The 25212-nt window shown below is 62.6% G+C and carries 20 protein-coding genes; 11 read left to right on the top strand and 9 right to left on the bottom strand.

All coding sequences use genetic code 11. The annotated features are described in order from the left end of the window. Positions 1–20: 20 nt before the first annotated feature. Positions 21–2345 (bottom strand): NADP-dependent malic enzyme, encoded by a 2325-nt coding sequence (locus FHW37_RS23970; protein ID WP_145640956.1) that lies wholly within the window; start codon positions 2343–2345, stop codon positions 21–23. Positions 2346–2575: 230 nt separating this feature from the next. Between FHW37_RS23970 and FHW37_RS23965 the strand changes: the two genes are divergently transcribed. Together FHW37_RS23965 and FHW37_RS23960 are read left to right on the top strand one after the other, a co-directional pair. Further along, complete coding sequence (locus tag FHW37_RS23965) at positions 2576–3394, top strand: UDP-2,3-diacylglucosamine diphosphatase (protein WP_145640955.1); 819 nt, start codon at positions 2576–2578, stop codon at positions 3392–3394. A gap of 186 nt (positions 3395–3580) precedes the next feature. Next, positions 3581–4738 (top strand): MFS transporter, encoded by a 1158-nt coding sequence (locus tag FHW37_RS23960; RefSeq protein WP_145640953.1) that lies wholly within the window; start codon positions 3581–3583, stop codon positions 4736–4738. Here FHW37_RS23960 and dgcA read toward each other — a convergent pair. Further along, a complete protein-coding gene (dgcA, locus tag FHW37_RS23955; RefSeq protein WP_145640952.1) occupies positions 4708–5691 on the bottom strand; it encodes an N-acetyl-D-Glu racemase DgcA in 984 nt (327 codons plus the stop codon). The two genes, FHW37_RS23960 and dgcA, sit on opposite strands and share 31 nt — an antisense overlap. Before the next feature lie 127 nt (positions 5692–5818). Between dgcA and FHW37_RS23950 the strand changes: the two genes are divergently transcribed. Genes FHW37_RS23950 through FHW37_RS23935 form a run of 4 tightly spaced genes read left to right on the top strand, consistent with a single transcriptional unit; the run spans position 5819 to position 9844 of the window. Continuing rightward, positions 5819–6964 carry an ABC transporter permease gene (locus FHW37_RS23950; RefSeq protein WP_145640949.1) on the top strand — a complete coding sequence of 382 codons (1146 nt, stop codon included), beginning with the start codon at positions 5819–5821 and terminating at the stop codon, positions 6962–6964. An 11-nt stretch (positions 6965–6975) separates the two neighbouring features. Next, positions 6976–7833, top strand: a complete 858-nt coding sequence (locus FHW37_RS23945) for an ABC transporter ATP-binding protein (protein ID WP_432442891.1) — start codon at positions 6976–6978, stop codon at positions 7831–7833. Between the two features lie 8 nt (positions 7834–7841). Beyond that, entirely contained in the window at positions 7842–9212 is a 1371-nt protein-coding gene (locus tag FHW37_RS23940) for an MlaD family protein (RefSeq protein ID WP_145640948.1), read from the top strand. Between the two features lie 23 nt (positions 9213–9235). Continuing rightward, positions 9236–9844 (top strand): ABC-type transport auxiliary lipoprotein family protein, encoded by a 609-nt coding sequence (locus tag FHW37_RS23935; RefSeq protein ID WP_145640946.1) that lies wholly within the window; start codon positions 9236–9238, stop codon positions 9842–9844. A gap of 115 nt (positions 9845–9959) precedes the next feature. Here the strand turns inward: FHW37_RS23935 and FHW37_RS23930 are convergent, their stop codons facing one another. From FHW37_RS23930 to FHW37_RS23920, 3 genes are all read right to left on the bottom strand, one after another. After that, positions 9960–10193, bottom strand: coding sequence for a hypothetical protein (locus FHW37_RS23930; protein ID WP_145640944.1), 234 nt, complete (start codon positions 10191–10193; stop codon positions 9960–9962). A 138-nt stretch (positions 10194–10331) separates the two neighbouring features. After that, entirely contained in the window at positions 10332–11279 is a 948-nt protein-coding gene (locus FHW37_RS23925) for a homocysteine S-methyltransferase family protein (RefSeq protein WP_145640943.1), read from the bottom strand. Between the two features lie 171 nt (positions 11280–11450). After that, positions 11451–17792: a hypothetical protein gene (locus FHW37_RS23920; protein ID WP_145640941.1), complete on the bottom strand. Its 6342-nt coding sequence runs from the start codon at positions 17790–17792 to the stop codon at positions 11451–11453. Positions 17793–18268: 476 nt separating this feature from the next. Between FHW37_RS23920 and FHW37_RS23915 the strand changes: the two genes are divergently transcribed. Together FHW37_RS23915 and FHW37_RS23910 are read left to right on the top strand one after the other, a co-directional pair. Then, positions 18269–18637 (top strand): Hpt domain-containing protein, encoded by a 369-nt coding sequence (locus tag FHW37_RS23915; RefSeq protein WP_145640940.1) that lies wholly within the window; start codon positions 18269–18271, stop codon positions 18635–18637. A 158-nt stretch (positions 18638–18795) separates the two neighbouring features. Then, the gene (locus FHW37_RS23910; RefSeq protein WP_145640938.1) at positions 18796–19116 is read left to right on the top strand and encodes a 2Fe-2S iron-sulfur cluster-binding protein; all 321 of its coding nucleotides are present in this window, start codon (positions 18796–18798) and stop codon (positions 19114–19116) included. Positions 19117–19525: 409 nt separating this feature from the next. Here the strand turns inward: FHW37_RS23910 and FHW37_RS23905 are convergent, their stop codons facing one another. Next, on the bottom strand, positions 19526–20146 hold the full coding sequence (locus tag FHW37_RS23905) for a DUF922 domain-containing Zn-dependent protease (protein ID WP_145640937.1): 621 nt from the start codon (positions 20144–20146) through the stop codon (positions 19526–19528). A 181-nt stretch (positions 20147–20327) separates the two neighbouring features. Between FHW37_RS23905 and folP the strand changes: the two genes are divergently transcribed. Genes folP through folK form a run of 3 tightly spaced genes read left to right on the top strand, consistent with a single transcriptional unit; the run spans position 20328 to position 21986 of the window. After that, complete coding sequence (folP, locus tag FHW37_RS23900) at positions 20328–21110, top strand: dihydropteroate synthase (protein WP_145641261.1); 783 nt, start codon at positions 20328–20330, stop codon at positions 21108–21110. Then, a complete protein-coding gene (folB, locus tag FHW37_RS23895; RefSeq protein ID WP_145640935.1) occupies positions 21110–21475 on the top strand; it encodes a dihydroneopterin aldolase in 366 nt (121 codons plus the stop codon). Before folP ends, folB begins: the two co-directional genes overlap by 1 nt. Continuing rightward, positions 21465–21986: a 2-amino-4-hydroxy-6-hydroxymethyldihydropteridine diphosphokinase gene (gene folK / locus FHW37_RS23890; protein ID WP_145640933.1), complete on the top strand. Its 522-nt coding sequence runs from the start codon at positions 21465–21467 to the stop codon at positions 21984–21986. The genes folB and folK overlap by 11 nt, the downstream gene beginning before the upstream one ends. Before the next feature lie 5 nt (positions 21987–21991). On the opposite strand, the gene FHW37_RS23885 is transcribed toward folK, so the two are convergent. From FHW37_RS23885 to FHW37_RS23875, 3 genes are all read right to left on the bottom strand, one after another. Next, positions 21992–22546, bottom strand: coding sequence for a hypothetical protein (locus FHW37_RS23885; RefSeq protein WP_145640932.1), 555 nt, complete (start codon positions 22544–22546; stop codon positions 21992–21994). 102 nt (positions 22547–22648) lie between these two features. After that, on the bottom strand, positions 22649–23740 hold the full coding sequence (locus tag FHW37_RS23880; protein WP_145640930.1) for a YcjF family protein: 1092 nt from the start codon (positions 23738–23740) through the stop codon (positions 22649–22651). Continuing rightward, entirely contained in the window at positions 23737–25203 is a 1467-nt protein-coding gene (locus tag FHW37_RS23875) for a YcjX family protein (RefSeq protein ID WP_145640928.1), read from the bottom strand. Before FHW37_RS23875 ends, FHW37_RS23880 begins: the two co-directional genes overlap by 4 nt. Positions 25204–25212 lie beyond the last annotated feature (9 nt).

Below are 25212 nucleotides of genomic sequence, written 5' to 3'. Positions count from 1 at the left end.
AATTCTGGTCTCGGTGTATCTCAGCCGAGCAGCGGTTCTGCCTCGGATGCTTCCACGACCGCAAGCGCTGCCATGTTGACCACGCCGCGCGAGGTGACCGACTGGCCGAGAATATGGGCTGGCAGGGCCGCACCGATCAGGATCGGGCCGACATGCAGGGCATCCATCATCGTCCGCACGAGGCCAAGCGAAATGCTGGCCGCATCGAGATTCGGGAAGACCAGCAGATTGGCTTCGCCGGACAGCGACGTGTTCGGCATGGCGCGCTTGCGCAGCTCTTCCGACAGCGCCGAACCGCCCTGCATTTCGCCATCGACTTCCAGATCCGGCGCGCGTTCGCGGATGATGCCGAGCGCTTCGCGCATCTTGGCGGCACTCTCCGAATTGCGCGAGCCGAAATTCGAGTGGCAGATCAGGGCAGCCTTCGGCGTGATGCCGAAGCGGCGAACTTCCTCTGCGGCGAGAATGGTGATCTCGGCGATCTCGGCGGCGGTCGGGTTGTAGTTGACGAACGTGTCGGCAAAGAAGATCGCACCGCGCTGCGAGATCAAGAGGCTGAGGCCGGCCAGCGTGCGGGCGCCCGGACGCAGGCCGATGATCTGGCGAACGTCGCGCAGGTGCCGGTCGTAGCGGCCTTCGACGCCGCAGATCAGCGCATCGGCTTCGCCGCGCTTGACCGACAGGGCACCAATGACGGTGTTGTTGGTACGCACGATGGTGCGCGCCGTTTCCGGGTTGACGCCCTGGCGACCGACAAGCGCGAGATAGTCATCGACATACTGGCGATAACGCGGATCGTCTTCCGGGTTGACCACTTCGAAATCGACATTCGGACGGATGCGGATGCCAAAACGCTTCAGGCGTGCCTCGATGACCGAAGGACGACCGATCAGGATCGGCCGTGCCGTCTTTTCCTCGAGCAGGATCTGGGCGGCGCGCAGCACGCGCTCGTCTTCACCTTCGGCAAAGATCACGCGGTTCTTTTCAGCATCCTTCGCCGCGGTAAAGATCGGCTTCATGACGAAGCCCGAACGCCAGACGAAACGGTTCAGCTGGTCGAGATAGGCTTCGACATCATGGATCGGGCGGGTCGCGACGCCGGTTTCCTCGGCAGCCTTGGCGACGGCCGGCGCAATGCGCAGGATCAGGCGCGGGTCGAACGGCGAGGGGATGAGATAGTTCGGTCCGAAGATCGGCGTTTCGCCGGAATAGGCGCGGGCGGCAACGTCCGACACTTCTTCGCGGGCAAGCGCTGCGATCGCATTGACCGCCGCCATCTTCATCTCTTCGTTGATCGTCGTCGCACCGCAATCGAGCGCGCCGCGGAAGATGTAGGGGAAGCAGAGGACGTTGTTGACCTGGTTCGGGAAGTCCGAACGGCCGGTGCAGATCATCGCGTCGGGACGGGCGGCGCGCGCCAGTTCCGGCATGATTTCCGGCGTTGGGTTGGCCAGCGCCATGATCAGCGGCTTTTCGGCCATGCGGACCAGAAGTTCAGGCTTCAGCACGCCCGGAGCCGAAAGGCCGAGAAACACATCGGCGTTGTCGATACTGTCAGCGAGAACCCGCTTGTCGCTCTTCTGGACATAGACGGACTTCCACTGGTCCATCAGTTCGACACGGCCTTCATAGACGAGGCCTTCGATGTCGTGGACCCAGATATTCTCCTTCTTCGCACCAAGCGAGACGAGGAGGTTGAGACAGGCAAGCGCTGCAGCACCGGCACCGGAGGTGACGATCTTGACATTCTCAATCTTTTTGCCGGCCAGTTCCAGGCCGTTCATGATCGCGGCGGCGACGATGATCGCGGTGCCGTGCTGGTCGTCATGGAAGACCGGGATGTTCATCTTTTCGCGCAGACGGCGCTCGACCTCAAAGCATTCCGGCGCCTTGATGTCTTCAAGGTTGATGCCGCCGAAGGTCGGCTCCAGCGCTGCAACGGTCGAAACCATCGCGTCGATTTCCGGCGCATCGATCTCGATGTCGAAGACGTCGATGCCGGCGAATTTCTTGAAGAGGACGGCCTTGCCTTCCATCACCGGCTTGGAGGCGAGCGGGCCGATATTGCCGAGGCCCAGCACGGCCGAACCGTTGGAGATCACGGCCACCAGATTGGCACGCGCCGTATAATCGGCGGCCATGTCCGGATTGTCACGGATCGCGAGACAGGGAGCAGCAACACCCGGCGAATAGGCAAGTGCGAGATCGCGCTGGTTGCCGAGCGGCTTCGTCGCCTGGATCTCCAGCTTGCCGGGGCGGGGATATCGGTGGAAGAACAGGGCCTGTTCGTCCAGATCGCCGGAAGTGGTATTGCTGGAGGACGGTTGCGACGGATGAGAAGTCATTTCAAACTCGGCTTGCTTGTTCCAGATGTCGTTTCTCAATACAGCAAATGACACGACGGTCCAGCCCGATATTCGCCTTCGCGGTCTTCGTTTTTGCTGCGGCCTGCGCATCTGCAACATGCGCGGGCAAGGCGCCCGCATGCGCTGCCGATCACGCGCTTGTCATCATCCTGCAACACGAGTCTGGTTTTGGAGAGGCAATTTCAAGCGGCAGCGAAAGGAAAACTTCCGTGACCGATGCAGTTGAGACGAAGCATTTCAGAACCCTGTTCATCTCGGATGTGCATCTGGGCTCCAAGGCGGCCCGGACTGATTTCCTGCTCGATTTCCTGCGCTATCACGAGGCCGACACGATGTTCCTGGTCGGTGACATCGTCGATGGCTGGCGGCTGAAGCGCAGCTGGTACTGGCCGCAGGGCTGCAACGACGTTGTCCAGAAACTTCTGCGCAAGGCGCGCAAGGGCACACGCATCGTCTATATCCCCGGCAATCACGACGAATTCCTGCGTTCATTCCCGGGCACCCATTTCGGCGGCATCGAAGTGGCCGACCGGATGATCCATGAAATGGCCGACGGCAAGAAATACCTCGTCCTGCATGGCGACGAATTCGACGTCGTGGTCCGCAATGCGCGCCTGCTCGCCTATCTCGGCGACTGGGCCTATGATGCGGCGATCGTCATCAATATCGGCCTTGCCGCGATCCGTCGCAAACTCGGCATGCCTTACTGGTCGTTTTCGGCCTGGGCAAAGCTGCAGGTCAAACACGCCGTCAACTTCATCGGCGAGTTCCAGCGCGTCGTTGCCGACGAAGCCCGCCGCAACGAAGTCGATGGCGTCATCTGCGGCCATATCCACCATGCGGTGATGGAAGACATCGAAGGCATCCATTACGTCAATACCGGCGACTGGGTCGAAAGCTGCACGGCGATCGCCGAGCATTTCGATGGCACGTTGGAGCTGATCACCTGGGGCCATGTTGCCGCGACCGCCGAAATCAAGGCGCTGCCCGCGCCGGACCGCACGATCGGCGGCATGAAGGCTGCCTGATCGTCTTCATCTCTTTTAAATTGCATCTGAGCCCGGCCTGAGTGCCGGGCTTTTTGTTTGGTTTTGCCGATTGCATTGCGCGACCCTGCAACCGCATAGGCAGACTCACATGGACGTGTTACGACCACGTCAGTTCATGCAATCTGCCGTGCTGTCGTGACCCCTGCCGCTCAGGCGCTCGCCGCCATGCCCCGCCAATTCCAGTCTCGCTGCGCGCTTGCTTATGGCGCGGCCGTCGGCGTCAACGGCATCGTTCTTCCCTATTTTCCTGTGTGGCTGAACAGCCTGTCCTTCTCGCCCTTCGAGATCGGCATCGTGCTTGCCGCCCAGATGATCCTGAGGGTGATCGCCGCTCCGCTGGCGGGCCTTCTGGCGGACCATATGCCGGAGCGAAGTTTTATTCTGATCTGGTCGGGCGGCCTGTCTCTCGCAACGGCCGTGGCTTTGTTCTGGACCAGCGGTTTCTGGGCGGTGCTGATCGTTTTTGCGCTGCAATCGGCGGCCTTTGCGCCCTATACGCCGATCGTCGAGGCGATCACGGTCACCGGTGTGCGGCGCTGGGGGCTGCAATACGGGCGAATGCGGGTCTGGGGTTCGGTCGGTTTCGTCGCCGCGACGCTCACCGTCGGCGCTCTGGTCACCGACCATGGCTCGATCGTCGTGCCGGGTGCGATATCGCTCGCCTTTGTGCTCGCCGTCATCGCCGGAGTGCTCGCGCCGAGGCTCGGCCGGATGCGGATCACTTCCGCCATCAGGCCGGTCTCGCCAAGCGCGTTGCGCCGGGTCGATCTTCATCTTCTCATGCTGGGCGCCTCTCTCGTGCAGGCGAGCCACGGCATGTATTACGCCTTCAGCACCTTGCACTGGCGGGAGGCTGGTTTTTTGGCACAATCCATCGGCTTTCTCTGGGCAGCCGGCGTGGTCGGTGAAATCACCGTCTTCTTCATGGCAGGCTGGATCTTACGGCGCATCGGCCCGTCGGCCATGATCCGGTTCGGCTGCACCGTCGCGATTGCCCGCTGGGCGCTCTTTCCGCTGGATCTGAGTTTTGCGACCTACCTTGTCCTGCAGCTCACCCACGCCTTCACCTTTGCCTTTGTGCATGTCGGTCTGCAAAGCAAGATGGTCGAGCTGGTGCGCGAGGATCAGGAAACGGCAGCCCAGGGCGCCTATGTCTTTTACAACGGCGTGCTTCTGGGGGCGGCGACTATCCTTGCCGGCGTCGTCTATCGCCATTACGGCGGCGTCGGTTTCCTGATCATGTCGCTGATCGCAGCCATCGGCCTTGCCATCATCATTCTCGCCGGCCGGTTTCAGCCCCAGAGATCAGCTTCCGGCGGATAAACCAGCGAACCTTCATATCTGAGCCCGTTTTCCCGTTCGCGCGCCAGAAGCAGCGGCCCGTCGAGATCGGCATAAGCCGCGTCTTCCGCCAGAAGCACGGCCGGTGCCATGGCAAGCGAGGTGCCGACCATACAGCCGACCATGATCGAAAAGCCGAGGCGCTGCGCTTCCTTTTTCATCGCCAGCGCTCCGGTAAGCCCGCCCGTCTTGTCGAGCTTGATGTTGACGGCGTCATAGCGGTCGGCGAGGGCAGCCAGATCACCGGTCGCATGCACGCTTTCATCGGCGCAGACGGGCACGAGCCGGCGGATTTTGGCGAGCTCGGCATCCTTGCCGGCGGGCAGCGGCTGCTCGATCAGCGCAACGCCGACCTCGGCTGCAATCTCCATGTGGCGGAGAAGATTACCCGGCGTCCATCCCTCGTTGGCATCGACGATGATTCGGGCATTCGGCGCGCCTTCTGCAACCGCGCGCATGCGGCTCTCGTCATCCTCGGTGCCGAGCTTGATCTTCAGAAGCGGCCTTGCCGCATTCTTTCTGGCTTCCTCTGCCATCGCTTCCGGCGTGCCGAGCGACAGGGTGAAGGCCGTGACAAGAGGCTTTGTGGAGGTCGCGCCGATCATCTCCGCAACGCGCTGACCGGACCGTTTCGCTTCGAGATCCCAGAGCGCGCAGTCGATCGCGTTGCGGGCCGCACCCGGCTTCATGTTCGCCTGCAGATCAAGGCGTGTGAGCCCGTTTTCGATCGCGCCGGCCATCGCCGTGATATTCGCCAGCACGCCTTCGACCGTCTCTCCATAGCGCCGATAGGGCACACATTCGCCACGCCCGGAAAACCCGTTTTCGGTCATCGTGCAGGTGATCACCTCGGCCTCAGACTTCGATCCGCGGGAGATCGTGAACAGACCGACGATCGGGAAGATTTCGATTGTTGCTTCGAGGTGACGGCTCATCGTTTTTCAGCGCTGCGTTGTGGCAAATCTGGTCGAGCTGACTATATTGCGGCTTCCCGACCTGCGATCAATCGGATCGTAATCAGAAACGACCAAGAAACTCCTGTCCCGCGGACGAAAGAATTCTGTGACGCCGAAGCCAGCCGAGATCAAAGCCGAACATGCGCCTGAAGGCGGCGGCGAGCGTTACGCCCTGTCCGGCGAATGGCGGAACCATTCGATCGGCGCGGTGCTGAAGGAATTCGAAAAGGTCGAAAAGGCCGCCAGCCACGGCAAGGTCGAAATCGATCTCTCAGGGATCGACGGCATCGACACGGCCGGCGCCTGGTTGATTCGCCGGCTCATGACCGCCAAGGGCGGGCAGGGCGGTGAAGCGACCCTGACCGGCGCTTCGCCGGCCATCCAGGAACTGATCGGCGTTCTGCCCGAGACCGCACCCGCGCCGCCGTCTCCCGGGCCGGACAACCGGCCGCTGTTCGAAAAGGTCTTCACCCCGGTCGGCAAAATCACTGTCAGCATCGGCAGCGATTTTTACGCGGCCATGCATATTCTCGGTTCGGCAGTGCGCGGCGCCCAGCTGAAGCTCGGCCACGGATCCGGTGTTTCGCCGGCTTCGGTCGTCACCCATATCGACCGCATGGGCGTGCGTGCGGTGCCGATCATCGTTCTCATGTCCTTCCTGATCGGCGCGATCATCGCCCAGCAGGGCGCTTTCCAGCTGCGGTATTTCGGCGCCGAGATCTTTGTCGTCGACCTGGTCGGCATTCTGCAATTGCGCGAGATCGGCGTGCTCCTGACGGCCATCATGATCGCCGGCCGTTCCGGCAGCGCTATCACCGCCGAAATCGGCTCAATGAAGATGCGCGAGGAGATCGACGCGCTCACCGTCATCGGCCTCAATCCGGTCGGTGTCCTGATCTTTCCGCGGCTCGTGGCGCTCACCGTGGCGCTGCCGCTTCTGACCATCCTTGCCAATTTCTCGGCGCTTTACGGCGCATCCATCGTGACCTGGACCTATTCGGGCATTACCTTCGACACCTTCCTGTCGCGCCTGCACGAAGCGATCGACCATACCTCGGTCGCGGCCGGCATGATCAAGGCACCGTTCATGGCGCTGATCATCGGCATCGTTGCGGCGGTTGAAGGCATGAAAGTCGGCGGCAGCGCGGAATCGCTCGGCCAGCACGTCACGAGCTCCGTGGTCAAATCCATCTTCGCGGTGATTGCCCTCGACGCCTTTTTCGCCGTCTTCTATTCGGCTATCGATTTCTGAGGATGGGCGATTTGGAAGAAACACAGAACACCGTATCGGAAAAGAGCCAGCCGAAGTCCCAGAAGGACCGGCAGGTGGTTCTGTCCGTGCGCGATCTGACGGTCGGTTTCGGCAACAACCTCGTTCTCGATAACCTCAATCTCGACATTTATCGCGGTGAAATCCTCGGTTTCGTCGGCGCTTCGGGCACCGGCAAGTCGGTGCTGATGCGCACGGTACTGCGGCTTCTGCCGCAGCGTTCCGGCACGATCGAAATTCTGGGCGTCGACTATGACAAAGCCGACGAGGACCAGCGCATCGCGCTCGACCAGCGACTCGGCGTTCTTTTTCAGCACGGCGCGCTGTTTTCGGCGCTGACGGTCAAGGAGAACATCCAGCTGCCGATGCGCGAATATCTCCATCTGCCGCAGTCGCTGATGGACGAGATTGCTTATGTGAAGCTTGAAATGGTCGGCCTGCCGGCGGATGCTGCGGACAAATATCCGTCCGAACTTTCGGGCGGCATGATCAAGCGCGCAGCACTCGCACGTGCGCTCGCACTCGACCCGGATCTCGTTTTTCTCGACGAGCCGACATCCGGCCTCGATCCGATCGGGGCCGCCGATTTCGACGCCCTGATCGCCAAGCTGCGCGATACGCTCGGATTGACCGTCTACATGGTCACCCACGACCTCGACAGCCTGTTTTCGGTCTGTGATCGTATTGCTGTGCTTGGGCAGAAACGGGTATTGGTGGAAGGGACTCTTGAGGATATGTTCGCCTTTGACGATCCGTGGGTTCAATCCTATTTCCGGGGCAAGCGAGCGCGTTCGGTCGTACGACATGACGACGTGCACGACAAAGACCAGCCGGCAGTGAGTAAGGACTGACGAATCTCATGGAAACAAAAGCAAATTACGCTCTCGTCGGCTTCTTCACGCTGCTTGTCATGGCTGCCGCATTCGGCTTCGTCTACTGGATGGCGGCCTCCGGCCGCGGCGGCCCGACGGCAGAGCTTGCGATTCGCATTCCCGGTTCCGCCAACGGCCTTTCGGTCGGCTCGCCGGTGCGCTTCAACGGCATCCCGGTCGGCTCCGTGCGGGGCCTCAGCATCGACCCGGATGATCCGCGTTATTCGATCGCCTTCACCGAAGTGCGCGCCGATGCGCCGGTCTATCAGTCGACCAAGTCGGTTCTCGAAGTCCAGGGCCTGACGGGCGCTGCCTATATCGAGCTTTCCGGCGGCGCCAAGGGCGAGGAAAACATCCTGAAAAAGGCGATGGAGGCGGGCAAGCCGGCCGTCCTGATCGCCGACCAGTCGAGTGTCACCAACCTGCTTGCGACCGCCGACAAGATCCTCGACAAGGCCGACAAGGCGATCGGCGACATCCAGGGATTTGTCTCCGATGCGCGTGATCCGCTGACCCAGACGATCCGCAATGTCGAGACTTTTACGGCAGCACTCAGCGCCAATTCCGGCAATATCGACCAGTTCCTCAACAGCCTCTCGACCTTGTCGAGCGCCGTCGACCGTGTCTCCGGCACGCTCAATTCGACGCTGCAGGCGGCAGAGCAGCTGGTGCGCGCCATCGACGCCGAAAAGGTCAATGCCGTCGTCTCGAATGCCGAGCGCTTGACCCGCAATGCCGCGACGGCCTCCGACAATTTCGGTCCGATCATGGACAATGTGAAGAATGCCGCGACCAATTTCCAGCAAGCGAGCGCCGAGGCGCAAGGCGTGCTGAGCCGCGCCAATACCCTGCTTTCCTCGGTTCCTCCGGACCAGATCGCCACGACGATCCGCAATATCAGCTCGGCCTCCGAAGACGCCCGCCAGACGCTCAGCTCGGCGCGTACCGTCGTCGACGATGTCGCGCACCGCACGGACGATATCAACAAGGCGATCACCGATTTCACCCAGCTGGCCGGCAAGCTCAACAACGCTTCCAGCCGCGTTGATGGCATCTTGGCCAAGGTCGACGGCTTGCTCTCGAGCGACGATTCGCAAGGCCTGTTCGTGCAGGCACGCCAGACGCTCGAATCCTTCAAGGCGGTGGCCGACAACATCAACCAGCGGATCGGACCGATCGCCGACAATCTGCAGCGTTTCTCCGCAAGCGGCCTCGGCGATATCCGTGCGCTGGTCGGCGATACACGCCAGACGGTGGAATCGCTCAACAATGCGATCAACAATTTCGACCAGAACCCGCAGCGGCTGATCTTTGGCGGCGACACGGTGAAGGAATATAACGGCAGGACGCGGCGCTAAGCGTGCAGGGAGTTCACAGGTTCATGACGGGTTCTTATCTGCGGCGCATGGCGCGCCATCCGCTGCTGCTCGCGACGCCTCTGATCGCGGCCCTGCTGACCGGCTGCGGCAGTTCGGCAAACAATGACACGTTCGACCTGTCGATGACGCCGAGCGCGACCGGCCCGGTCATGAAGAACCGCCAGATCCTCGTGCCCGTGCCGACGGCGGTCAAAATGCTCGACAGCGACCAGGTCGTGGTCCGCGTCTCGCCATCCGAGGTCCAGTATCTGGCCGATAGCCGCTGGGGTGATACGCTGCCGAAACTCGTGCAGTCCAAGCTCGTCGAGGCCTTCGAAAACACCGGCCGTCTGGGCGGCGTCGGCAAGCCGGGGCAGGGCCTTGCGATCGACTACCAGATCGTCACCGATATCCGCAGTTTCGAAGTCAGCACCGTTGGTGCACGCGTCGCAACCGTTGAGATCTCGGCAAAGCTCCTGAACGACCGCAATGGCAGCGTCCGCGCCCAGAACGTCTTCAAGGCAAGCGTGCCCGTCTCCGGCACAGAAAACCGCCGATTCATCGAAGCGCTCGACCGTGCGTTTTCGAAGGTTGGCGCCGAGATTGTCGACTGGTCGCTGAAGGCGATGTGATTTTAAGGCATGGCGGCTGGGCGCGATTGCCCTCCGCTCCTCCGGGGCACGGCCGCCGCAGAGATATGCGCCGCAAGCTCCATCGGGCCGATCTATACGCGATCGCTCTTGCGTCTCACGCCATCAAAATCAGCCAGAGAAACGCGATCAGTGCGACAAGCGCGATGAGCAGGAGCAAAACGCGCAGCTCCATCCAGAACGCAGCCTTGCGCGTGATCGGCTTGAGGCGTTTGTCATAGACCTGCCCGTAATCCAGATTGGTATATCTCGAGCCGAGTCGCCGATCAGGCATCGTTGCGCCGACCACGGCGCAAGCTCCAACAAGAATGATGACGATCAGAAGATCCATATCAGCCACCGCACCCGCGAACAGGGGCACATATCCATCAGGGACGCTGTGAACCCCTCTAAGGCCAAATCATTTGCCTTTTGACGCTATTCGTCAAGCATATGGATATCGGATCGGCCAGCTTGGGCGATAAAATGGCTAGTTCAATCTGATCGCGCGTATGTTGCGGGCAATTTCGTTCAGATGCTTGTCCCACGTGCCGCAGCAGCCGCCGAATATGTCCATATGCGGATAGCGCCGGGCCAGTTCGCCGATCTGCTGTCCAAGCTCGACCGGATTGCCGTCTTCGAGATGGCCGATTTCACACAGGTGGATCTTGTCCTGGGAACTGGCATTCGGGCGCAGGCAGCGCAGGCGCAGGATCCAGTCTCCGTCTTCGAGCGCGGGCCCGAATTCGAGCGGATGCGAACAGTTCAATCCATAGAAATCCGGCCTCGCATCGCCCGTTTCTCTATCGACGGTTTCGATTGCCTCTTTCAGGCTGGGCCCGGATTTCAGATGGTGATCGCTGTCGAGGGTAAAGGAAATATAGAGCGGCACGCCCAGTTTCGCCGCCGCTCTCGCCACGCCGATTGCTTCGGGTACGTTGTTGAAGGTCACCGCGCTCATGAAATCGACGCCGATACCCCTGAGCGTCTCGATCTGAAAAGCGTGATAGTCTTCCGCCTCGTCGGCGGTGATCGTGCGGTTGAGCGAATAGGCATCGCCGCGCGGCCCCGCCATGCCGCCGATCAGGATTTTTGAGATCTGCGTCTGATAAGGCTTGGCGACGTCACGCAGAAAATCGATCGATTGCGCCAGCGCATCCGCCAGTCCCTGCCGGGAATATCCGAGTTTTTCGCCCCAATCCGGGCTCGCGCGGTAATCAAACCCCGTCAGCATGGCCGCAAAGCCATGTTCGGCAGCGGCATCGAGTACCCGCTCGTACATCGCGCGAAGGTCCGCCATGGCGGCCGGGTTGCCGAGCAGGGGGTACATGGCAAATTCCGGCAGCTCGTGCCCGAACTTGTACATGATCTCCGTCTCCTGCCCGCCTTCGGTCAGGTAGACGACGCCATCATGCTGCTGAGGAAACGTCTGGCCCATCGTTTTCTGGCCTCCCGCTTGCCGTGAGAATAGCAGGTTTCCTCGAGCAGGAGTAGTGGGTCGAATTGCCGACCCAAGCGACTGGAGAAGCGATCTCGAAACACCTCAAAACAGAAAAGGCCGCCCTTGTGAGGCGGCCTTTGAATTTCATCCCGGTCTATCGGAACCGGCTCAGTTGAACCGGCCCGCGGCATGGGCAAGCATCGTATAAACCTTGCCGGTATCCGAAGTGAGGTAGCTCTGAGTTACCGTCTTGTCGCGGTCGGTGCGGGCGACGTCGGAGAGCAGCTTTTCGAAATCGGCGATGTAGCGGTCGACAGCGGTGCGGAATTCCGGCTCGCGGTCGTACTTGCGCTTGATCTCGTCAAAGGTCTGCTGGCCCTTCAGCGTGTAGAGGCGGCGGGTGAAGACGTCCCGCTCGCCGCGCTGATACCGGCGCCACAGATCGACCGAGGCGTCATGATCGATTGCACGGGCGATATCGACCGACAGCGAGTTCAGCGATTCGACCATATGGCGCGGGTTGCGGTTGTCGCCATTGGCGCTGCGGGCAACGGGGGCCGGTTCCGGCTGGCGTGCGGCCTGCGGCTGGCGCGGAGCAGCTGCCGTGCCTTCGTCGCGCGAGGCGCCACGCAGGAGGTCGCTGATCCAGCCGCCTTCGCCGGCGCGCTGCTGCACGTCCTGCTGGCGGGTCGGTGCATAGGTCGGAGCCTGGGCCGGCACCTGTTGAACCGGACGGTCGAGCGGCAGGCTGCCGCGCAGGGCGCTGGCACCGTAAGGATCGGGGCGCTGGGCTGCCGGGGCCTGAACCGGAGCGGGCGCCGGCTGCTGGCGAACGGGCGCCGGGGCAGGCTGCGGCTGCGGGGCCGGACGGGCAGCGACCGGTTCGGACACTTCGAGGCTTTGGGCCGAACGGCCGACGAGCTGCGAAATGTCCTGCAGGGCCTTGATCTGCTCGGAGACGGCGCGGCGCATGGCGGCCGCACTTTCCTTGGCTTCTTCCGGCAGGTCGAAGGCGCCGCGCTTCAGTTCCGAACGGGTCGCGTCCAGTTCCTGGCGGATGTCCTGTGCCGAGCGGCGGATTTCGTCCGTCGCGCCGTTGAAGCGGCCGACGGCCTCCTCGACGGAAACCTTGAGCGTGTCACGGAGCTGTTGGGCTGCACCGTTGGAACGGTTGGCGGCGTCGGAAAGCAGACGGTCGACATCGGCAAGCGAGCCGCTGATCGAGCCACGCAGGCGTTCGGAGAGATCGCGGCCGCGCTGTTCGGCATCGGTCAGCGTCGCTTCGATCGTGCGGGTTGCTTCAGCACCGGCATGACCCAGCGCTTCGCGCATCGCATGTGCCGTCAGTTCGGCGCGCTGCTGCGTCTCGCCGAGACGACGGCCGATATCGGCAAAGGATGCCTGCAGGCTTTCGCGCAGCGACGTGCCGATCTGCGACGAACGTTCTTCGGCGCGGGTAAAGGCGCCATCGACGAGATCCGTCAGGCCATTCAGCGTGGTGGCGATTTCGTCGGAACGCTTGACGAGGCCGGCAGACAGGCTGCGCAGCGCGTTCTGGCGTTCGTCCAGCGTGCTGGCGAGGTTCGACTGGGCGGCACCGAGAAGTTCGGACGCCTGGGCGAGAACCTTCGAATGCTCGTCGAAGCGGCCGACGATGGAGCCAACCTGGCTGAGCGTCTGGCCGGATACGTTGACCAGGCGATCGATATTGTTTTCGAGCAGGCGGCTGGAACCGGAGACGAGGTCTGCGGCGCTGGAAGCGGACTGTTCGAAGCGGTTTGCCGTGGCGTCCAGACGCTGATCGGCTTCGGCCAGCTGCACGGCGGCACGCTCGGCGGCGACCGTCATGTTCTGGGCTGCCTGCTGGACCAGCGATGCGATCGACGAATTGCTTTCGGCAAGGCGGTCGATCAGGCTGCCGACATTTGCCGACAGGCCCTGCTCGACGGAGCGCATCGTGCCGGCTGCATGCTCGGTCCGCTGGCTGAGTGCTGCAAGCGCGTCATTGGTGCGGGCGGAAATGGCATCGACCAGCGCGGCATTTTCGTTGCGGATGCGATCGGTCGTGTCACGGGTGGCAGCCGCGAGGCGATCGGCGCTTTCCTGTGCAGCGGCACCGATGCGCTCGGCAGCGACACGGCCGGTCTGCGCATATTCCTCGACCAGCGGGCGGGCCTTCTCGTCGATCAGCTTTGCCAGTTCGGCGGAGCGGCCGGCCAGCATCGAGTTGAGGTCACGGGCGCGGGTGTCGAGCGCGGTGCGAATTGCCTCGCCACGGGCGGCAAGCGCACGGTCGACGGCGTCGAGCGCGACATCGAGGCCGCTTGCGGTTTCAGACAGCGTGGTCTGGATCGAGGTGCCGCGCGCGTCGAGGGTCTTCTCAGCTTCGCCGAGCGCATCGGAAATCGCGCTGACCTGCTTCTTCACCAGGCTGTCGGCTTCGGCAACCTTGTTGACGATGGCGCTGCCGGCCTCGGAGAAGGCCTGTGCAACGGTTGCCGCCTGGCCGGCAAGCCGGCTCTGGGTTTCGGAAATGCGGCTGACGATGTCGTTCGAGCGCTCTTCGACCGAACGGGTGAACTCGCTGTTGCGGGTCGTCAGTTCCTGGGTGAAGTCGGCGCCGGCCTTGGCGAGGAAGGCGGCCGAACGGGTCGCTTCGCTGTCCATGCCCTGGGCTGCGGTGGAAACCGCGTCACGCAGCGAGGTGGCAAGACCGACGGCCTGGCCTTCGATCGTGCGGGTGACGTTTTCGAGACCGATATTGAGCGCGCGGTCCATCGTGCCGAGGCGCTCTTCGATCCGCGCTGTGCGGCTGTCGAGCGTTTCGGCGATCCGGTCGCTGGCATCGGCGCCGATGCGCTGCAGCTCGGCGCTGCGTTTGCTGAGCGTCTGGTTGATGCGGTCGGCTGTTTCGCCGGAGAGGCGCTCCAGTTCCGAGGTGCGTTCGCGCATCACGCCGGCAACGCGGTCGGTGGCTTCGCCGGTCACACGTTCCAGTTCGGTCGTGCGGGCGGCAAGCGCATCGGTAATGCTCTGGCCGGCGGTGTCGACCAGCTGGGTCGCCGTGCCGACTTCGTTGCGGATACGGTCCTGCAGGCCGCCGAACGTGGTTTCGATGCGGCTGCCGGCATCGTCGAGCGCTGTCGACACGCCGCCAACCGTCAGTTCGACGCGGCCGGAGAAGCTGTCTGCCGCCGTGCTGATGCTGCGGGCGGCGTCATGCAGCTGGCCGGCAATCGTGCCGACATTGTTGCGCAAGCGGGTTTCGAGGTTCTCGCCGACGCTGTCGATGACGGTGCGCAGCGAGTCCTGCTGGGTTTCGAGCGACATTTCCAGCATGCCTGCGCTGGTGGCGATCGTCGTGCCGATCGTCGTCGCCTGGTCGGAGAGCAGCGTGTTGAGTTCTTCGTTGCCGGCAGCAATCGCGCTGGAAATCAGGCCCGCACGGTCATCGAGCGTGGCGCGCATCTGCTTGTGACCGTCGTCCATCGTCTGACGGATCTGCTCATGGCCACCCTCGATCGCTTCCGACAGGTTGCGGTTGGCGGTGTAGAGCGTTTCCGCGAACTGGCCATGAGCGCCGCCGACCTTGTCGGTAATGTCGCGGCTTGCGGCATCGACGACGGTGGTGATCTGCTCGCCGGCGCTGCCAACGACGGCCGAGATCTGGCCGCTGGCATTGCCGATGACCGTTGCGATCTGTTCGCCCGCAGTGCCGAGCGTATCGGCAAGCTGCTGGTGTCCGAGGCCGATCGTTGCGGCGATGCGCTCCTGCGTCGACGAGAAGGTCTCGTCCATACGCTGCAGGCCATCGGCCATGCCGGTCTCGAAACGGCTGGTGCCGTCGCCGATCGCAGATTCGATCCGGCCGGCAGCGCCGCCGACGGCCTGTTCGAGCCGCTGGCTGCCGCCTTCGAGAATGCGGTTGAGTTCCGAGGTCTGTGCTTCCAGTGCGATATCGAGATTGAGCTGGCTGTCGGCATAGGCCGAGCGGATCGCTTCGGCGCGCGCCGTAAACGACTGTTCGATACGGTTGTCGGCATCGGCAACAGCGCCGATCAGGGCAGAGGTCTTTTCGTCCAGTGCGCCGGTGAGACGGTCTTCATGCAGCGCAAGCGAGGTTGCGATTTCCATCGACTTGTCGTCGAGGATCTCGGCCATGCGCTCGCGGTTGGAGGACAGCGTCTGGTCGAGGCCACCAACGCGGCGCTCCAGCTCTTCGCCAAGGCGGGCCTGGCTTTCGGAAAGGGTGCTGGAAATCCGGTCTTCATGCAGCGCAAGCGAGGTTGCGATTTCCATCGACTTGTCGTCGAGGATTTCGGCCATGCGCTCGCGGTTGGAGGACAGCGTCTGATCGAGGCCGCCGACGCGGCGTTCCAGCTCGTCGCCGAGGCGGATTTCGCTTTCGGACAGCGTGCGGGCAAGCGTCTCGGTCTTGTCGTCGAGAATGGCCGAGATGCGTTCCGGCGTGCCGGACATCAGGTCGCGGATCGACGCAGTGCGGGTGTCGAGGACATCGGCCATACGTTCATGGCTGCCGCTGACGGCATCGATCAGCGCGCCGGTGCGGCTGTCGAGAACTTCCGCCATGCGCTCATGGCTGCCGCTGAGGGCGCCGATGATCGCATCGGAGCGCTCGCCGACGACATCCTGGAAGCGCGACTGGCTGTCGGCGAGAGCGGCGGCAAGCGCGCTGCCGCGCTCGGCCATGACCGCATCGACCTTTTCATGGGCCGAACCGAAGCTGTCATTGATTTCGGTGGCGCGAGCGGCAAGCGCGTCGGAAAATTCGCGAGCGCGGCCTTCGAGCATGGAATCGAGCACTTCCTGGCCGGTGCCAAGCGTCGTGGCGAGCGCCAGCTGCTGGTCGGTCATCGAATTGCCGATGCGCTCGATGCTGGAGGACAAGATGCCTTCGATCGCTTCCGAACCGCCGGAAACGGTTTCGTTGATGCGGGCGAGGCTGTCCATCAGCTTGCTGTCGAGCGTGCCGGCACGCTGGTCGAAGGCGGTGGTGAACTGCGACAGGCCTTCGTCGAAGGTCGTGCTGAGCTGGCCGACCGTGGCGTTGAGGCGCTCTTCGAACAGGCCGGAGCGCAGGTCGAGATCCATGACCGCGTCGTCGGCTGCCGTCTGCAGGCTCTGGCGGAAGGAAGTACCCTTGTCGTCGAGCGTCTTGTTGAGTGCGGCGAGAGCAGCATTCAGCGTGCCGCCGAGCGTCTTTTCGCTGTCGTTCAGACCCTCGGTGATTTCGCGGGTACGGGCAAGCAGCGTTTCGTTGAGCTGGCGTGTACGGTCGGCAAGAGCCGCGTTCAGGCGCTCGGTATTGGCGTCCATCGTCGAGGCGCGGGTCTCGAACTCGCCGAGCAGTTCCTGGCCGCGTTCCGACAGCGTCGACGTCATCATGTCGAGGCGCAGGTCGAATTCGGTCGCAAGCGCGATGCCGGATGCGCTCAGCGTCTGGACGATGTTTTCGGTCTTTGCGGAGAGAAGCGAGCTCAGCGCTTCGCCGGCCGCATCCGACTTTTCCATCAGGACCGCGGCACGCGTGTCGATCATCGAGGCAAGCGCCTGACCGGTCGTGGCGAGGCGGATCGAGATTTCCTCGGTTGCCAGCGACAGGTCTTCCTTCAGCTGGTCATGGGCGCCGACGATCGAGGTGCGGATCCGTTCGGCGTGATTGACGATCGCCTCGCGTTCCGAGCCGAGTTCGTGCACCAGCCCGCGGACACGAAGTTCGTTGTCGGCATAGCTGCGCTCGAGCGCGTTCACTTCGGAATGGACGAGCGTCTCGAGTTCCGAGGCGCGCGCAATCGTGCGTTCGATGCCTTCGTTCATCGCCGAGACTTCGCGGCGCACGGCCTGACCGACGCTCATGATGCGCTCGGACGCGACCGTTTCCGGCTCGGAAAGGCGAAGGGCCACTTCCGCCATCGAGCGGGCGGCATTGCGCAGGTCCTGGGCGCGCGCCATCATGATGGCGAAGGCAAAGAATATCAGGATCGGGATCAGGATGCCGACGGCAAGCGCGACGATGCCCGGTGCTGCGAGAACGCCGGCGACCGAGTTCATCTGCCACAGCTGGCTGCCATAGATCAGCTGGCCGAGACCGAGGCCGGCAACGACCCAGAGAAGCGAAATGACCGTGGCATTGCGGATGGCGCCGCGCATCGAGCCGCCGTCAAGCGAGCGGAGCAGGGCGGTCGGATTGCGACGGCCGCTATCGTTTGCCGGTTCGAAGGCCGGAGCACGGGCGCCGGTTTCCGCAGCGCGCTGCGCGTCGGCCGGGCGAGGCTGAGACTCCTGCCGGTGCTGGTTATCCGGGCGGGCCTGATCGGGGCGGGGTGGGGCGGAACGCTGCCTGGGCGTATCGGACACGCGGGCCTCCGGGGCCTTGGCTGTTGATCGGGGGCGAGGCTGTTCTTCTTCGCTGAAGTCGATCTTCAGGGCTTCCTCGAGCGCCTGGAACGCCGTCTCGTCGATCGACTCGCTGCCTGTCTTCTTCGCCATGCGGTTACGCCTCGTTACACTCGCCTGGCGGCTCCGTTTCCGGCGCTGCCGCCTGCAGACCGAAGGGATGCTTGCCAGTCGGAACCCGAACCCCCGTCATGACGGCCGGATTTCCCAATTCATTCTCAATTTGACGGCCGTTGTTTCAAACGGATGATAATGAAAGCTTACCACCGCGTCGTCCATGGACATACATAGGCAGTCCAATGGCAGTCCGGGCCATCTTAACCGTCCTGTAGTGACACATTCACGCGTTTGGCACAATTAGCCGCCCCGTTGCGCTGCGGGAGGCGAAATCGTTGTTAACAGAATTTACACCATGCGAAAAAGCGAAACTGCTGATTTTCCTTGGCCTTAGTCGAAATTAACCATGTGTCGAAATTTGCGTCGCGATTGTGCCGGAATTTAACGGGATATCGGGCTCTGTCCCGCACGATTTGGGACAGGTCGTCGAAACAGCTCAGGAAACCTAATTGATGGCATCGGCAAGTATCGCTTTCGAGGCGCCGGATAACGCAAGTGGCGCATCCCCCTCCAAGTCCCGCCCGATCGATCTCGTGCATCTCGCAAACCAGACGATGGGCGACAAGACGCTCGAAAACGAGATCCTGCTGATGTTTTCCCGCAATGCCCGCGGCGCGCTGAACGAGATCGCCACCGGCAACGAGGCGGCAGTCGTCGCCACCGCGCATCGCCTGAAGGGGTCTGCGGCGGCCGTCGGCGCTTTCCGCGTCTTTGTCGCTGCTGAACTCGTCGAAGCCAATGGCAGCGATGCGGCCCTCAGGGCGTCGCTCGGCGCCGCCGTCGTCGAGGCGGAAAACTTCATCCTCAAGCTCTGCCGCTGATCCCGGCCGCTTTGCGCAGAGGCCGGCATGTCGCCCATGACCGGCATTGGGCGTCGTGAGACAAGCTCGCGTCGCCCGACAATGTTGACTGGTCCGGCAATTTATCGGAAGAGAACGCCTTTCTACAGCGTCCTTCTTCAACTTCCGGATCTCCCATCATGACGAAACTGACGATCGTTGCCTTCGACGGTACCCGCTTCGATATCGACGCCGACAACGGCTCCACGGTAATGGAGAATGCGGTGCGCAATTCCGTGCCCGGCATCGAAGCGGAATGCGGCGGTGCCTGTGCCTGTGCCACCTGTCATGTCTATGTCGACGAGGCCTGGACCGAAAAGGTCGGCCCGCCGGCTGCGATGGAAGAAGACATGCTCGACTTCGCGATCGATGTGAAGCCGACCTCGCGCCTTTCCTGTCAGATCAAGATCAAGGCCGATTTCGACGGCCTGGTCGTCAACGTTCCCGAACGTCAGGCCTGAGGTCTGCAAGGCGGCTCCGTTCTGTGCGGAGCGCAAAAAAAATGCCTCGCTGCGCAAAGGGAAAGCAGCGAGGCAAGGCGGGCGCACGACCGGCAGGCGAGGGAGGACCACCTGCGGCTCTAGGACGCGCCAGGAGAACTGGGGAACAGCACAAAACGCTACAGAACAGGGTTGCGGCGCCATCAGGCACGCAGGCATGTCTTCATGCGCGGCGCTTCGATGCAGCGCCTGAATTCTGAAGCCGGGATGTTGGGCTGGCGATTCTCGCCGCCGTGTTTCGGCTATGACTGTGTTTTAGCCGAAACTTGTGTATTAGACTATCGTGATAAATAACCCGTGATTGACGGGATAGGCCGCAAGTCCGGCGCAAGCTTCGCCATTTGCCTTTGCCCTGCCGAAAGGCCCGGCCTCACTTCTTCTTCTGATCCATCCGGTATTGCAGAAGCCTGGTCATGCGGGCATCGAAATTCGTTGCCTCGACCTGGTCGAACCGCAGCTGCTGGCGGTCATGGTCTTCAAGGACGGACTTGGTAGTCGCGCCCACTTCCTTTTCAAGATCGTCGCAACTGCGGCTCGAAGACAGGGCGAGAAGCTCGCGTTCGAGCTGGCGGGCGTGATTGCGCGCAATCTCCGCATGCCGCTCCTCGTGCCGCTTGATATCGGCCGACAGCGTATCCCAGATGAAGCCGAGATCGGCGCTGGCGCGGTTGCGATTGCCCCACCGCGGCAGGACGATTTTGGTGCGCAGCGTGACGCGGGCGCCGCCGATCGTGCAGCGGCCGTCACGCTCCACATAGGTTACGTCGCCGCCGAACTTGATTTCGGTCGCGCCCGGATGGCGATGGCCGGTATTGTGCGTCACCGGGCCGCGCTTCTCGAGCTCCTGGTCGAGATCCTCGGCCGTGCGCCCGCCGATGCGGAAATAGGAATAGGTTTTGGTGATCACCGGCTCTGCCAATGCCGCGCCTGGCAATACGCAAAGGACGAAAACGGCACCGAAAATCCGGCGGACCCTGCGCATCAAAAACATTCTATGGCCTGCGACGTTGAACTTGCCCGGAGCTTGGGGCATAGCCAGCCGAAGCGCAACAGAAAGGCTGCAAATTTTGCCCGACTTCCCGAAAGATGAATGGCCTGTGACATCGGCTTGCAACAGGCGCTGGAAGCTGGCGCATGGCAGGACCCTGGAACTCGGCGCGACCGGCCATATCATGGCGATCGTCAACGTCACGCCGGATAGTTTTTCCGATGGCGGCCGACACTCGGAGCGCGATGCGGCGGTGCGGCATGCGCTTGCCTGTGTCGCGGAAGGCGCGACCATTCTCGATATCGGCGGGGAATCGACGCGGCCGGGCGCTGCGGAAGTTACGCCTGCAGAAGAGCAGGACCGCGTCCTGCCGGTGATCGAAAAGCTTGCCGCCGAGACGGACGCGATCCTGTCGATCGACACCTATCGGGCTGAAACGGCAAGACTTTCCATCGCAGCCGGTGCGCATATTATCAACGATGTCCATGGCCTGCAGCGCGAACCCGAGATCGCCAATGTCGCGGCAAGGACGGCCGCCGGGCTCTGCATCATGCATACCGGTCGCGACCGCACCGACAGGCGCAAGGACATGATCGAGGACCAGGAATATTTTCTCGGAGAATCGCTGGCGATCGCCCGTGCCGCCGGCGTGGACGAGTGTACGATCGTGCTCGATCCGGGTTACGGTTTCGCCAAGTCGCGCGACGAGGATATCGAGCTGATCGCTCGAGCCGGCGAATTGCACAAGCTCGGTTTTCCGCTTCTGGTCGGGACATCGCGAAAGCGGTTCGTCGGTAGCGTGATCGAGCGGGAAAAGCCGGATGAGCGCGATATCGGCACGGCCGCTACGACCGTCATCCTGCGACTTGCCGGCGCCGATATCTTTCGCGTGCACAATGTCGCTGCCAACAGGGATGCGCTGAAGATGGCAGATGCCGTTCTTGCGGCGAGAAGAAAGAGAAGCTGATGGGCCTCTATACGATCACGCTGAAAAATTGCGCCTTCTACGCCCGCCATGGCGCTTTCGAGCCGGAAGCAGCCCTCGGCCAGCGCTTTTTCGTCGATCTCACCATGCATGTCGAAGCCGATGCAGCACTTGAAAACGACGAGGTAGAAAGCACGGTTCATTACGGGCTCGCCTATGAAATCGTCGAAAAGATTGTCACCGGCAGCCGCCGCAATCTGATCGAGACGCTGGCCAACGACATTGCCAAGGCGCTCTGTGCCTGGTCGTCGCAGATCCGCCGGGTCGAAGTCACTGTCCGCAAGCCGAGTGTGCCGATCCCGGGTATTCTCGATTACGCCGAGGTCAAGGTCGATCATGTCGCCTGAAAACCCTTGGAAGACCGCATCGATCGGGCTTGGCGGCAATATCGGCGATCCGCCGGCATCCATGGCGCGCGCGTTGAGCGAACTCGATGCGCGCAAAGACTGTCGGGTGACGGCGGTGTCGCGGCTTTATTCGACTCCGCCCTGGGGAAAGACCGATCAGGCGGATTTCTTCAATTGCTGCGCACTGGTGGAAACGTCTCTTGAGCCCGAGGCTCTGCTCGACATCTGTCTCGATATCGAGCGCGAGATGAAGCGGGTCAGGCTGGAGCGCTGGGGACCGCGTACGATCGATATCGATATCCTGACCTATGCGGACAGGGCGCAGAAGACGGAAAAGCTGGAATTGCCGCATCCGCGCATGACCGAGCGCGGGTTTGTGATGATGCCGCTGGCTGACATCGCGCCGGACATGATCGTCAACGGCAAGGCAGTGCGGGAATGGCTTGAGAATGCCGACATAGCCGGCATTTCGGTGTCCGATGCGGATCCGCTCTGGTGGCGTAACCGCTAGGTCGATTACGGCTTGATCGAGCCGACGGCGATCGTGTCGAGGTCGCGGTCGAGCGACAGGCCGATCACCGGCACCATCTGGTCTTCGACCTTGACGGAAATGGTGATGTTCATCTTGTTGTCGCCGCGCAGGCTGGCGACCATGGCGCCGTTCAGCTGGGCGCGATTGATGCCCATCACGACCTTGTCGCCGCTGACCGAGCCGGAGATGATGTCGAGACCCTTGCCGTCAGCGCCATCGAGGAACTTGCCGGTATAACCGCTGCCCTTCTGCGAGATCACGGCCGACATGGGCTGCTGGAAAACGCCGACGCGGCAGGTGCCGTCGAGCTTGATGCCGATTTCGCCATCAGTCGAGGAGCCGGTCAGGTTGCAGTTGAACTTGGTGCCCTTGTATTTGCCGGCGACGATCTCGCCCGGACCTTTCCAGACACCGGCGACCTGCTGGAAGAAGGCCTTGTCACCACGGGAAGCGGCTTCGGCTTCCGGAGCAAGGGCCGGTGCAGTCGCGGCTGCGAGGACGACAAAACCGCCGAGAAGCGAAAACAGGCGCGAATACATGGACTTTTCCCTGACAGGCAGAACATTTGGACAGCTGTCAAAATAGGTGGGAATGGTTAACGAGTGGTATCGGTCGCCTGTCTCAACCACCCGAGGACAAGGTTATGCACCGGCTTTCGGGGCGCCTGTTGCAGTAATATCGCCCATGAAATCACCGATTCCGGGCCGCTTCACGGCGCGGAATGGCAGGGGCCGGCAAAGGTCCATGGCGGCAATGCCGATTCGCGCCGTCAGCAACCCGTTGATGACGCCTTCACCGAGTCGGCTCGACAGTTTTGACGCTATCCCATGGCCGAGAACCTGCTGCGCCAGCCCGTCGCCGACCGAGATCGAACCGGTTATCGCCAGATGCGCCATAACGTCCCGCATCAGCCGCAGGAGGCCGAGCGTGCCCGGCCGGCCACCATAAAGCTCCGCCATCGCCCGGATCAGTCGTGTCACCTCGAACAGGACATAGGCGAGATCGACGACGGCGCGCGGGCTGATCGCGGTAACGATAGAGACCCGCTTGGAGGCATTGAGGATGAGGCTGCGCGCCTGCCGGTCGAGCGGTGTCAGAAGCTCGCGCTCGGCAAGATCGAGCATTTGCGGGCCGTCGATAATGTCGTCGCGCGTGTCTTCCAGCGCCTTGCGCCCCCTTGCCGTCTCCGGCCGGTGACTGACGAGTTTTGCGAGTGTTGCCGCGACGGTGCGGGCGGCGGCCGGTCGCGGTGATTGCAGCGCCTGCTCGGCTTCCGCCTTCAGCGCCTGCACGGCGGCAAGCCGCATGATGCCGACAATCTCGCGGCCGACGATGACGAGGACGGCCAGAATGCCGAGCCCGAGGGCAACGGCTGCGGCATAACCCAGCCAGTCGGCGCGGGCAAAAAGATCGCGGATGATCCGGTCGGCCCAGAGCCCGAAGGCGAGCGACAGGAACGTGCCGAAGGCGGCGGCGGCGAGGTTGCCGAACGAGAACTTTTTCCGGCGTCGTGGTTCCGCGACCGGAATGGCATCCGCGGAAAGTTCGGCCGGGGTGATAAAAGGGTCAAGCTCGTCCGGCGTCACCGTGACACCTTCATCGAAACGGCGCGGCGCACGATTGGTTGGGGCTGAGGCCGGGCGGTCGGCAGCGGCGTCGCTTTCCACGGTGAAGGAAGCGGGGCGACGGGAGGTCGCTTGCGGCTTGCTGTCCTTGTCACTGATCGGTGTCATGCCAGCCGGTCTCCGAACAGAAATTGCATGGCGCGGTCGAGCCTTATATGCGGCACCGAAAGTTTCAGGCCGCCCGTCTCGTCCAGTTCCGGAGGGCGGAAACGGACGATGTTGAGATCGGGAAGATCGGCGCCCGGTGCTTCGAGCGAACGGAACAAAGCCTCCGGGTCGGCCGGCAGGTCGCCCGGAAAGATCGCCGTCTTTCTCTTGCCGTCAAAACTTTCGCCATTGATCGTCTCACCGGCAATCGGGGTACCGACGATCACCGGCAGCACATGCCCGTCTTCGTTCACGGTTGCCTCACGGGTGGCGCGCACCGAGGCGATCGCCATCACGTCGATGCCTGCGCCGGCCATGCCGATGCGCTCGATGGCCCGGTCGACGAGGCGGCCGGTCAGTCGCTCCAGCCGGTCGTGGCTTTCATGGTGCAGATGATCGGCCTTGGTGGCGGCGACGAGAACCTTGTCGATCCGCCGTCCCAGAAGCGAGGAGAAGAAACTGTTATGGCCCGGCCGGAAACACGCGAGTACGTCGGTCAGTGCCCGTTCCAGGTCCTGCACGGCCTCCGGGCCGCGATTGATCGCCTGCAGCGCATCGACCAGCACGATCTGCCGGTCCAGCCGGGCAAAATGCTCGCGGAAGAACGGTTTTACAACGATGCTTTTGTAAGCCTCGTAACGCCGCTCCATCATCGCTCTGAGCGAGCCCTTGATCGCCTTGGTCTGCGGAATATCCGGCAGAGGCGAAAAGGTGAGGGCAGGCGAGCCTTCGAGATCGCCCGGCATCAGGAACCGGCCGGGCGGCAGGGTCGACAGCGACCGCTCATCCGCCTTGCAGGCTTTCAGATAGGCGGCAAACGCCTCGGCCAATCGTCTTGCCGTCGCTTCCTCGGCCGGTGCGTCCATGTCGACGCTTTTCGCCAGCGCCAGCCAGTCGCTCGAAAGCTCACGGCGGATGCCTGTCTGTGCAAGCTGCGCCGTGTTTCCGCTGAAGGTCGAAAAATCCTGGGCGAGGAGCGGCAGGTCGAGCAGCCATTCACCGGGATAATCGACGATATCGATCGACAGCTTTCCGCGTGAAAACATCCGGTTCCAGCCGCTGGCGCTCTGATAGTCGAGCGTGATGCGCAATTCGGAAATGGCGCGTGTGGAATCAGGCCAGATCCGGTCGCGCACCAGCGCCTGTATATGATCCTCATACTGGAAGCGGGGGATGGCGTCGTCAGGCTGCGGCTCGAGCTGCACTTTCGAAACGCGCCCTGAGCGCAGCGCCTCGAACAGCGGCAGGCGTCCACCGTTCAGAAGATTGTGGACAAGCGACGAGATGAACACCGTCTTGCCGGCCCGCGACAGGCCGGTGACGCCGAGCCGGATCGTCGGATTGACAAGAGCCGAGGCGCGGTCGGTCAGATTGTCGAGGGCGATGCGTGCATCGTCGGTGAAACTGGTAAGCGCAGGCGGCAATGACGTCTT

The organism is Neorhizobium alkalisoli, assembly GCF_007829835.1.
In the GTDB taxonomy this organism is placed as follows: Bacteria; Pseudomonadota; Alphaproteobacteria; order Rhizobiales; family Rhizobiaceae; genus Neorhizobium.
The sequence above is the reverse complement of the archived record's forward strand: the minus strand, read 5'-3'. Positions and strand labels throughout refer to the sequence as shown.